General features: G+C 37.7%; 10 protein-coding genes. 9 read left to right on the plus strand and 1 reads right to left on the minus strand.

The window, feature by feature from the left end; all coding sequences use genetic code 11:
- Positions 1 to 444 precede the first annotated feature (444 nt).
- The 7 genes from MS6x_RS12400 (at position 445) to MS6x_RS12430 (ending at position 9,040) form a co-directional block, all read left to right on the plus strand.
- On the plus strand, positions 445 to 1,467 hold the full coding sequence (locus MS6x_RS12400) for a LacI family DNA-binding transcriptional regulator (protein ID WP_482602492.1): 1,023 nt from the start codon (positions 445 to 447) through the stop codon (positions 1,465 to 1,467).
- Positions 1,468 to 1,479: 12 nt separating this feature from the next.
- On the plus strand, positions 1,480 to 2,136 hold the full coding sequence (gene pgmB, locus MS6x_RS12405; RefSeq protein ID WP_482602494.1) for a beta-phosphoglucomutase: 657 nt from the start codon (positions 1,480 to 1,482) through the stop codon (positions 2,134 to 2,136).
- Positions 2,137 to 2,266: 130 nt separating this feature from the next.
- Positions 2,267 to 4,570, plus strand: a complete 2,304-nt coding sequence (locus MS6x_RS12410) for a glycoside hydrolase family 65 protein (protein WP_482602496.1) — start codon at positions 2,267 to 2,269, stop codon at positions 4,568 to 4,570.
- 105 nt (positions 4,571 to 4,675) lie between these two features.
- Positions 4,676 to 6,454: an alpha-amylase family protein gene (locus MS6x_RS12415; RefSeq protein ID WP_482602498.1), complete on the plus strand. Its 1,779-nt coding sequence runs from the start codon at positions 4,676 to 4,678 to the stop codon at positions 6,452 to 6,454.
- A gap of 10 nt (positions 6,455 to 6,464) precedes the next feature.
- Positions 6,465 to 7,217: a glycerophosphodiester phosphodiesterase gene (locus MS6x_RS12420; RefSeq protein ID WP_482602500.1), complete on the plus strand. Its 753-nt coding sequence runs from the start codon at positions 6,465 to 6,467 to the stop codon at positions 7,215 to 7,217.
- Positions 7,217 to 8,494, plus strand: coding sequence for a BaiN/RdsA family NAD(P)/FAD-dependent oxidoreductase (locus tag MS6x_RS12425; protein WP_482602502.1), 1,278 nt, complete (start codon positions 7,217 to 7,219; stop codon positions 8,492 to 8,494). Before MS6x_RS12420 ends, MS6x_RS12425 begins: the two co-directional genes overlap by 1 nt.
- Before the next feature lie 6 nt (positions 8,495 to 8,500).
- The gene (locus tag MS6x_RS12430; RefSeq protein ID WP_482602504.1) at positions 8,501 to 9,040 is read left to right on the plus strand and encodes a DUF1697 domain-containing protein; all 540 of its coding nucleotides are present in this window, start codon (positions 8,501 to 8,503) and stop codon (positions 9,038 to 9,040) included.
- 110 nt (positions 9,041 to 9,150) lie between these two features.
- Here the strand turns inward: MS6x_RS12430 and MS6x_RS12435 are convergent, their stop codons facing one another.
- Positions 9,151 to 9,624, minus strand: coding sequence for a TspO/MBR family protein (locus MS6x_RS12435; protein ID WP_482602506.1), 474 nt, complete (start codon positions 9,622 to 9,624; stop codon positions 9,151 to 9,153).
- Between the two features lie 81 nt (positions 9,625 to 9,705).
- Between MS6x_RS12435 and MS6x_RS12440 the strand changes: the two genes are divergently transcribed.
- Positions 9,706 to 10,800: a diphosphomevalonate decarboxylase gene (locus MS6x_RS12440; RefSeq protein ID WP_482602508.1), complete on the plus strand. Its 1,095-nt coding sequence runs from the start codon at positions 9,706 to 9,708 to the stop codon at positions 10,798 to 10,800.
- Between the two features lie 136 nt (positions 10,801 to 10,936).
- Complete coding sequence (locus tag MS6x_RS12445; protein ID WP_482607166.1) at positions 10,937 to 11,875, plus strand: mevalonate kinase family protein; 939 nt, start codon at positions 10,937 to 10,939, stop codon at positions 11,873 to 11,875.
- Positions 11,876 to 11,882: the final 7 nt, after the last annotated feature.

Here is an 11,882-nt window from a genome sequence, read left to right on the forward strand (position 1 = left end):
TAATTGGCATCAAACAAATTGCTTAAGAAGCTAGAAATGTTTGTTCCTGATAAATCCGCAGTAAATTTACGGTAATTTTAGTTTTAAGCGTAATAATAAGAACCACTTAGCTAGTTGTTTGTATATCAGGTATTTTCAATTATGGTAAATAGCCTAAGTGTTTTAACTAGAGTCGTTTCAAAAGCGATTATTACATGTTGTTGAAATATGGATATCATTGGTGTTGCATAGAATAACCCTTTTATTATAGCATAGAATCTATTTTTGATATGATTATGTGTCTTTACCTATTATTAATGTTACTGGTTGGTTTGGATTACTAATAACTCCAGACTTACTTTTTAAAAGTAGAACTAAAAAAAAGTACCTAAATGGTATATTTTAAGATTAAGTCATTACATTAACTTTCTAAATACATCTCACGTTTAACCTATACCTTCTATCTTGAGAAGAAAAATAACTTTAAAACATATTGCTAGGGAGCTGGACGTTTCTATTTCAACAGTCTCTAAAGCGTTAAAAAATAGTAATGAAATTAGTAAGGATACTAAAGATAAGATACAGGCTTTTGCAAAACTTTATAATTATAAGCCCAATAACATTGCGATAAGTTTAAAGAATAAGCGAACGAAAAATATTGGGGTAATCATACCGGATATTGTACATCATTTTTTTACGACTGTTTTTAGAGGAATAGAAAAGTATGCTAATAAACATGGGTACAATGTTATTGTTTGTGTATCTGATGAATCTTTTGATCGTGAAGTTATAAATATGGAAATGCTTGCCAATGGCAGTATCGACGGTTTTATCATGGCGTTGGCCGGAGAGACACAAATGAAAAAGGATTTTAATCACCTAAAGGAGGTGATAGACCAAGGTATGCCACTAGTTTTGTTCGATAGGGTTGCCCAGGAGATATCCTGCGATAAAGTAGTGTTAAACGATTCCCAAGTTGCATACGAGGCTACGATAAGTTTGCTCAAGGAAGGTAGAAAACGAATTGCACTGCTTACCACGGACAGTTTTTTTAGCGTTAGTAATGCACGGGAAGTGGGTTATAGAAAAGCTTTAGTCGAAAGTGATATTCCAATTGACGAAACTGTTATACTTAGACTTCCTTATGATAAAGAAATAGAGGGCGTCAGTGATTGGTTAAGCGAGAATAAAATTGACGGGGTACTTGCGGTAAACAAAATATTTGGCGTACACTGTCTTAGTGCTGCCCATGCAATAGGTCTAAAGATACCGGCAGACTTGTCGGTTATTGGATTTACCGATGGCATTCTGTCTAAATATTCTGTACCTAAGTTGACCACCGTGGCGCAGCATGGGGATAAAATGGGGGAGATGGCGGCAAAACTACTTATAGAAAAAATAGAGACCGATTTGGATGAAGAAGACGAGGTTTTTACAACAGAAGTTATACAGGCGACCATAATTCGAAGGGAGTCAACAATCAATTAAATTTTAGAATAGATGCGAAAAGTTGGAGTTATATTCGATTTGGACGGTGTTATTGTCGATACCGCCAAATACCATTACTTAGCTTGGAAAAAACTAGCCAATGAATTAGGTTTTGAGTTTACCCATGAACAGAACGAACTTTTTAAGGGTGTAAGTAGAAAAAGATGTTTAGAGATTTTACTTGATATTGGTAATATTACCGCTACCCAAGAGCAGTTTGATATGTGGATGGTAGACAAAAACGTGGATTATCTGGCATATATAGAGAATATGGATGCCTCGGAAATTTTACCGGATGTTGTCCGAGTTTTAGATTTTTTGAAGAATAGACAAATTCCCATAGCTTTGGGCTCTGCGAGTAAAAATGCGAGGCCAATATTGAATAAAGTTGGGTTATTGGCCTATTTTGATGAGATAGTTGATGGGAACAACGTAACTAAGGCTAAACCTGACCCTGAAGTTTTTTTGATTGCCGCAAATAATTTAGGGGTCAAACCTGCAGATTGTATTGTTTTTGAAGATGCCGTTGCTGGTATACAAGCTGCCAATAAGGCGCAGATGACCAGTATTGGGATAGGTGATGCTCACATTTTATCAGAGGCAAAGTTTAATTTTAATGATTTTACGGAGATGGACGGTGTTTTTTTAGAAAGGTTGATAACCTTATAAGTCGAGGCCTCCGAACCCATAAGTTATTTTGAGTATGAATATAGATTCCTGTATGCCAAGGAATGATATTAAATTAATTGGATTGTTAGGATTTTCCTTTACAAGGAAATAAAAAAATAGATTTTAATTTATGAATCAAGATTATATAAAAGCGGACCAATGGTCCATTATAGAAGAAGGTTTCGATAAAGACCGTGTAAAATCGTCCGAAAGCTTATTTAGTATTGGAAACGGCGCCATGGGGCAACGGGCAAATTTTGAGGAAGCCTACTCTGGAAAAACGTTTCAAGGGAGTTATATAGCGGGAGTCTACTATCCAGATAAAACCCGAGTAGGGTGGTGGAAGAATGGATATCCCGAATATTTTGCAAAAGTCTTGAATGCGCCAAACTGGATCGGAATAGGTATAATGGTAGATGGCGAGACCTTGGATTTAAATACGTGTAAAACTGTTTCAAATTTCCGTAGAGAATTGAATATGCGGGAAGGATGGTATAAAAGAACCTTTTCGGCAAAATTGACTAATGGTAGAGAAATACAAGTTGAAACGCTACGTTTTCTAAGTTTGACTATGGATGAGTTGGGCGCTATATCGTATAGCGTAACGGCGGTAGATTCTGATGTAGAAATCACCTTCGTCCCCTATTTGGACAGTGGTATAACCAATGAGGACAGCAATTGGGACGATAAATTTTGGAATACCACCAAGGTAAGTGTTAGCAATCATCGTGCTTTTATTGAAGCGCATACCATGAAGACTAATTTTGAGACCTGCACCTATATGCAAGCGTCAATGGAATATAAGGGTAAAGCTGTTTCTGGAAGCCCGGCCTCCGAAACGGAAACCACTGTTTCTTTTTCATTTACCCAAAAAGTGAAAGCCAATGAAAAAGTTACCTTGACTAAATTTGGAGGGTATACCGTATCTCGAAATCATAAGTCTGGTGAACTGGTGGCAGCGGCACATTCGGTTTTGGACAAGGCTACCACCTTAGGTTTTGATGTTTTATTGCAAAAACAAAAAGATGCCTGGAACGCTATTTGGCATATGAGCGATATAGCCATTGAGGGAGATGTAAAGGCACAACAGGGAATACGTTTCAATATATTTCAACTAAATCAGACTTATTTAGGAACAGATTCTAGATTAAATATTGGACCTAAAGGATTTACGGGAGAAAAATATGGTGGAAGCACCTATTGGGATACCGAAGCATATTGTTTACCCTTCTATATGGCTACCAAGGACGATGTCGTTGCTAGAAAATTATTGAAGTACCGCTACAATCATTTGGAAAAAGCGATTGAGAATGCCCAAAAATTAGGATTTTCTGGCGGAGCAGCTTTATATCCCATGGTAACCATGAATGGGGAAGAGTGTCACAACGAATGGGAGATTACTTTTGAAGAAATACATAGAAACGGTGCCATAGCTTTTGCTATCTATAATTATTATAGGTATACCGGCGATTACAGTTATATCCCGGAAATGGGATTAGAGGTACTCATTGCCATATCCAGATTTTGGCACCAACGTGTTAATTTTTCTGAAGAAAAGAGCAAGTTTGTGATGCTGGGGGTAACAGGGCCCAACGAATACGAAAACAATGTAAATAACAACTGGTACACAAACTACCTTGCCAAATGGTGCATCAATTATACGCTTGAGCAGTTAGATAAAGTAAAAGATGGGTATTCCGACGATTATGCCCGTATCATTGGAAAAACAAAATTGACAGCCCTTGAATGTGAAGATTGGAAAGAAGTAGCAGATAATCTCTACTTTCCATTTTCGGAAAAACATCAGGTGTATCTACAACAAGATGGTTTCTTGGATAAGGAATTAATAAAAGTAACAGATTTGCCAAAAGCGGCAAGGCCCATCAATCAAAAATGGAGTTGGGACAGGATTCTTCGTTCGCCCTATATAAAACAAGCTGATGTGTTGCAGGGTTTCTATTTGTTTGAAGCTGATTTTTCTACAAAGGAATTAGAGCGTCACTTTGATTTCTATGAACCTTTTACGGTCCATGAATCTTCCTTATCGCCTTGTGTACATAGCATACAGGCAGCAAAACTAGGAAGGATGGAGCAAGCCTATACCTTTTATCTGCGTACATCGCGGTTAGATTTGGACGACTACAACAAAGAGGTGGAAGAAGGTTTGCATATTACCTCTATGGCCGGCACTTGGATGAGTATCGTTGAAGGTTTTGGCGGTATGCGGATACTGGACGATAAATTATCCTTTACGCCACAAATTCCCAGCCAATGGCAGGCCTATTCTTTTAAGGTCAATTTCAGGAATAGGATAATTAAGGTCGTTGTTAGCGCTGAAGAAACAAGTTTTGAACTTACAGGAGCCAACGAAATGTCTATACGTGTAAACGGAGCACGGGTTACGCTTTTACCTGGAGCGGTAATTAAGGTATAATATTAAAATTGCATGTTGCAAAAAGTAAGTTTATTATTTTTATGCTGTGTCATAGTTGCCAGTTTTTCTTGTGGGGAAGAGGCTAAAAAACCGGTTAGTAAAATCATGAAGAAAGAAGGAAAAATTGTAGTATACCAAGTGTTTACCCGTTTGTTCGGAAATACGAATAGTACCAATAAGCCTTGGGGTACCATAGCGGAAAACGGTGTTGGAAAATTTAATGATTTCACCGACAAGGCGTTACAAGAGATTAAAGACTTAGGTATTACCCATATTTGGTATACGGGAGTTCCACATCACGCAGTAATTAATGATTACACGGCGTATGGAATTTTAAACGATGATCCAGATGTGGTAAAAGGAAGGGCAGGCTCTCCTTATGCGGTAAAGGATTATTATAATGTAAATCCTGATCTTTCCGTAAATCCTAATAATAGACTGGAGGAGTTTAAGGCACTTATAAAAAGAACCCATGCGCAGGGAATGAAAGTTGTTATAGATATCGTTCCCAATCATGTTGCGCGCGGTTATAATGGCTTAACAAATCCAAAAGGAGTGTCGGATTTTGGTGCGGATGATGATACTACGGTGGTATATGATAAGGACAATAATTTCTATTATATCCCCGGTTCTGCATTTAAGGTACCAGAATGGCAAGATGGGTATAGGCCATTGGGAGGTGATAAAAACAAATTGGCCGATGCTATTTTTTCAGAAGTACCCGCAAAATGGACGGGTAATGGTTCTAGAATGGCACAACCAAATTACAATGATTGGTATGAAACCGTTAAAATCAATTATGGTGTACGACCAGATGGCACGGTAGATTTCGATACACTCCCTCAAGATTATTCAGAAAAGAATATTGAGGCTCATTTTGAGTTTTGGAAGGATAAAGATGTGCCAAATTCTTGGAATAAGTTTAGGGATATTGCTTTGTACTGGATGGATTTAGGGGTGGATGGTTTCCGGTATGATATGGCAGAAATGGTACCTGTAGAATTTTGGAGCTATTTAAATTCTAGCATCAAAACAAAAAATCCGAATGCTTTTTTACTGGCCGAGGTGTATAATCCTGGTTTGTACAGAGAATACATCCATAAGGGAAAAATGGATTATTTGTACGATAAAGTGGAATTGTATGATAGCATAAAGCATATTATGCAAGGCCATGGGTGGACAGACCATATCCCCAAAGTATTGGAAGGTCTTCAGGACATTGAACATAATATGTTGCATTTTCTTGAGAATCACGATGAGCAGCGAATTGCGAGTCCAGAATTTGCTGGGGATGCTAAAAAGGGAATGCCGGCAATGATTGTATCTGCAACATCTACTACAGCGCCAACTATGGTTTATTTTGGCCAGGAAACCGGTGAAGCAGGAGCGGAAAATGCCGGATTTGGCAGCCCATCAAGAACTTCTATATTTGATTACATAGGTGTGCCCAGTTATCAGCGTTGGGTAAATAATAAAAAGTTCGATGGAGCCCAATTAAATCAAGACGAAAAAACACTTCGTGATTTTTATAAGCGCCTATTAAATTTCACAATTTCCAGTGATGCCTTAATGGGAGAATACCAAGACATACATCTTTACAACAGGGAACATACAGAATGGTATAACCATCATGTACTTTCTTTTGTTCGCTGGTCCGAGGAGCAAAAATTAATTATAGTCTCCAACTTTCATGCAAATGACACTTTTGGATTTGAGCTAAAACTTCCAGAAGAAATAATTACAAAATGGAGTCTATCTGAAGGGAATCATTCAATTACCGATGTTTTGTATGGTAGCGAACACGGTTTGAAAGTTGAAAATGGAATTGGTAAATTGCGGGTTGATATAAATCCTTTGGAATCCTTTATTTTTGAACTAAATTAAATTTGTTTAGATGAAACAGTGTAAGCGTTTATTTTGGGTTTTGCCCTTATTAATTTTGGCGGGTTGTATGGGAGAAAAAAAACCTTTGGTAATTGGTCATAGAGGTGCTATGGGGCACGAAACAGAAAACACTTTGGCGTCCGTTCAAAAAGCACTTGATCTTGGTGTAGATATGATCGAAATTGATGTTTTTAAGATATCAACCGGAGAAGTAGTTGTTTTTCACGATCAAACGGTAGATAGGTTAACGAATGGTCCTGGAAATATTGAGGAGTACAATATTTCGGATTTAAGTCGGTTGATATTGGATGGCGGCCACAAAATACCCATGCTACAGGATGTTTTAAAATTGATAGATAACAAGGTGGCCCTTAATATTGAATTGAAGGGTGCCAATACCGCGGATAAAGTAAACCATACCATTAAATTTTACACGGAATCTAGAGGTTGGTCTCCTGAAAATTTTATTATTTCCAGTTTTAATTGGGATGAATTAAGGGAAATGCGAAGGCTCAACGAAAACGTAGCTATTGCCGTTCTTACCGAAGAAAATCCTTTGGATGCACTAGCTGTTGGAACGGAATTAAATGCTGTTGCCATAAATCCATATTTTGAAAGTTTGGATAACGAGATTGTAACGAAAATCAAGCAGGCTGGTTTTAAAATCTACACGTGGACCGTAAACGAGCCCGAAGATATTGCTAATATGAAAGCACTTGGGGTAGACGGTATTATCACCAACTTCCCTGAACGCGTGCATTAATGTACGACGTAGTTATAATTGGGGGAGGAGCAGCAGGTTTTTACGCGGCCATACACATTGCTGAAGGCTTACCTCATTTAAAAGTAGCTATTTTGGAGCGAGGCAAGGAAGTGCTCACAAAGGTGAAAGTTTCCGGTGGTGGTAGGTGCAACGTTACCCATGCACAATTTGACCCCAAAGAACTAAGTACAAATTATCCAAGGGGCGAAAAAGAACTCTTGGGCCCTTTTCATGCCTATGCTAGCGGTGATACGGTAGGTTTTTTTGAACAGAGGGGAATTGCCTTAAAAATAGAGGATGATGGTAGAATGTTTCCGGTAAGTAATTCTTCGCAGACTATCATTGACTGTTTTACGTCTGAAGCTGATCGCTTGGGTGTAACTGTACGTACGCGTTGCTCGGTAACTGGTGTAAAGAAATTAAAATCAGAGGCTGAAATTTTATGGGAAATACAAACCCATGAAGAAATTTTTAAGGCCCGTTATGTAGTCATGGCAACGGGAAGTAATCTAAAAATTTGGAATTTAATTCAGCAATTAGGGCATACTATTGTTCCGCCTGCTCCTTCCTTGTTCACGTTTAATATAAAGGATAAACGCATTGTAGATATACCAGGGATAAGTACAGAGGCAGCCGTTATGGTTTTAGATAAAAAAGGGAAACATCCTAAATTAAAGTCCAAAGAATTTAAAGAAGGTGTACTGTTTTCCGAGGGGCCTTTGTTGATTACCCATTGGGGTATGAGCGGTCCTGCTATCTTAAAATTATCGGCTTGGGGCGCTAGATTACTTAAGGACTATGATTACCGATTTAAAATTTCGGTGAATTGGGTTCCCGAATACCATTCAAACGGATTGTTGGATTTGTTTATGGAGGTGAAACAAGTGGAACGTAAAACTGTTCTGCGGACCAAGGTTTTGGACATTCCCAAGAGACTTTGGAAAAACTTGGTGAATGCGGCAGGAATAACAGATGCTGAAACCTGGCCCGACGTATCTAAACAGCAGCTTCAGCAACTTGTAGAACAACTTACACGATGTGTTTTTGAAGTGACAGGGAAAAGTACGTTTAAGGAAGAATTTGTAACTGCGGGTGGTGTGTCCCTTAAAGAAGTTAATTTTAAAACCTACGAAAGCAAATTTTTGCCACGGCTTTATTTTGCAGGTGAAATTATTAATGTAGACGCTATTACAGGCGGCTTTAATTTTCAAAATGCTTGGACTGGTGGTTATTTGGCGGCACAGGGAATAATCAAGAGCGAAACGGAAAACAAGTAAACTTAGATGACGACCTATATCGCTTTTTTACGTGGAATCAATGTAGGAGGTAAGAACAAAGTACCGATGTTAGAATTGCGTCAGGCTTTGGAAAATGCGAATTTTAAAAATGTTAGAACGTATATCCAAAGTGGAAATGTGGTGTTAGATAGCACATTAGTTTCCACAGACGCTATTTCCGTGACTATTGGAAAAACTATTTTAGATACTTTTGGGTTTGATATTCCTGTTTTGGTTAAGACAAGAAAACAAGTAGAAGTCATTATTTCAGATACACCTTATGGTGATGAGGAGTTAATTAGTAAGAACAAAACCTATTTTGTGTTGTTGTTTGAATCGCCACCACAACAATTGCAAGCTATTTTTAAGGCAATGAACTTTCCCAACGAAGCATTTCAAATTACCGAAAGCTGCATTCATTTAATGTGTTTTAATGGATATGGCAAAGCCAAGCTTAGCAGTAAGCTAATTGAAACCAAGCTAAACGTAATTGCAACTGCAAGGAATTACAGGACAATGCAGAACATTTTAGCTTTAGCAAAATAGTTTCAAATCTTCATGGGAAAAACTTCAATCAGCTGATATGAAGGCCAATTCTAAGAACCTTGTTTTTATGTTATAAAGATTTTACTTTTCCAACCTTGAACTATTTTTTATTAATTCATTTCCCAAATCTTGTAATTTAGAGCAGTTGCAAAGCAAACCCACAAGAAGTAAGGTACAAGGAGGTAGGCAGCAACTCTGCTAACTATATAGAACCATCTTATGGTAAGGCTAAGCATTAGTAACAGTCCCAGAATGACCAGTAAGGCCAAAAACGGATTCTGCAATCCAAAAAAAGCAATACTCCAAAATGCATTTAAAAGCAGTTGAAATCCAAAATGGTACAAGCCGGTTTTAACCCATTTATGATGAAATCCTTTGGCCCAGACCCAACCGGCCGAAATCCCCATGAGAATATACAATAGTGTCCATACCGGTGCAAAAATCCAACTTGGCGGATTAAAACTGGGTTTGTTCAATGTTACAAACCACGTATTTACAGAACTCTGAGTTGCAGTGCTAGCAAGAAAACCTATGATAAGGCAGATAAAAACGCAAATAGCGATATAGGTAATCTTTCTTTTCAAGGTCTGGTGGTTTTTTTCTAAAATAAGGATTTATTTTTATACGAGCGTGTAAAAACTATCTTTGCACAAAACAGTCTCTAAATGACAGAAAAAGATTTTGTTCCTTCCGCATATACGCATCAAAAATCAGCAGGTAAAGTAGGCTACAAGAGCCCCAGTAATATTGCCTTGGTGAAATATTGGGGGAAGAAAGAAAATCAGATTCCGGCAAATCCTTCCATAAGCTTTACCTTGGATGCCTGCGCTACCACAACTTTTATTACTTATAACAAATTAGCTGAACCTACGGCTGGTTTTTCTTTTGATTTGTTTTTTGAAGGCGAACCAAAACAAGAATTCAGACCTAAAATCGAAACATTTTTTAAAAGGGTAGCCAAATACCTTCCTTTTTTGAACGATTATCATTTTATAATTGAAACATCCAACTCGTTTCCGCATAGTAGTGGAATAGCATCTTCGGCGAGTGGCATGTCTGCCCTGGCTCTTTGTTTGATGGAGTTAGAACAAGAATTGAATCCTGGGATGGCCTCGGAATTTTTCATCAAAAAAGCCTCTTTTTTGGCTCGTTTGGGATCTGGAAGTGCCTGCAGAAGTATTGAGGGAGATTTGGTGCAATGGGGAGTTCACGTGGATAATCCGAATAGTTCCGATTTATACGGGGTAAAATTTCCACATGAGGTAAACGTGGTATTTAAAAAATTCCATGATACTATTTTGTTGGTGGATAAGGGAGAGAAACAAGTAAGCAGTTCGGTGGGTCATGAATTAATGCATGGACACCCGTTTGCCGAACAGCGGTTTTTACAAGCACATGAAAACCTGTCGAAATTGAAAACGATATTTAAGGAGGGTGATTTAGATGGGTTTATTAAAATTGTGGAGAGTGAGGCCTTGACCTTACATGCTATGATGATGACAAGTCATCCTTATTTTATCTTAATGAAGCCGAATACCCTAGAAATTATCAACAGAATATGGGCGTTTAGGCAACGTTCCAAAACACATGTTTGTTTTACCTTGGATGCCGGTGCCAATGTGCATGTACTGTATCCGGAAAACGAAAAGGAAGAAGTGTTCCAATTTATTGCGGATGAGTTGGTTGCTTTCTGTCAAAACCAACAGTATATTTGTGACCGGATAGGTTTTGGAGCTCGTATTTTAAATCAGAATTCATAATTATATCCAAAAAATAACGTTTAAAGATCACTATTACACGAAGAAACTTGTCTTTTTGTGTAAAAAAGTGCAAACTTTGTTAAACAGTTTTTATCTTTATACCAATAGTTTGCACAACGTAGACGAAGTTACTAACATGAAAGGACCCTTATTTTATTCTAAAATATTATTGTTCGGAGAGTATGGAATCATAAAGGATTCTAAAGGACTTTCTATTCCTTATAATTTTTATAACGGAGCATTAAAGTTGGATGGTAACACTTCTGATGTAGCAAAGAACTCTAACAAAAGTTTGGCACTTTTTGCTACATACTTGAAGCGGTTGTCTAATGACAAACCAAGCTTGGTAACTTTTGACAATGAAAGACTTACAGAAGATATTGCTAACGGAATGTACTTTGATAGTTCCATTCCCCAAGGGTATGGCGTTGGTAGTAGTGGGGCTTTGGTAGCTGCTATTTATGACAAATATGCCAATAATAAAATAACGGTGCTGGAAAACCTCACACGTGAGAAATTATTATCCTTAAAAGTTATTTTTGGTAAGATGGAGTCTTTTTTTCACGGAAAATCCTCTGGTCTAGACCCTCTAAACAGCTATTTAAGTCTTCCAATCTTAATTAATTCTAAAGATAATATAGAATCCGCCAACATTCCATCACAGCACACTCAGGGTAAAGGCGCGGTTTTTTTGTTGGATAGTGGCGCAACTGGTGAAACTGCTCCTATGGTTCAATTGTTCATGGAGCAAATGAAGAACGAAGGTTTTAGGAGCATGCTCAAAAATCAGTTCATAAAACATACAGACGCTTGTGTAGAGGATTTTGTAAATGGCAATGTAACATCGCTTTTTGGAAACTTAAAGCAATTATCCAATGTTGTATTGGATAATTTTAAACCCATGATTCCCGCTAAGTTTCATCAGCTTTGGAAACAAGGAATTGAAACCAACGATTACTATCTTAAACTGTGTGGTTCTGGCGGAGGAGGTTATATTCTTGGTTTTACAGAAGACATAGATAAAGCTAAAACTGCACTCAAAGACTACCAATTAGAGGTGGTCTACAACTTCTAGTAACATC

This window comes from Maribacter sp. MS6, assembly GCF_056839185.1.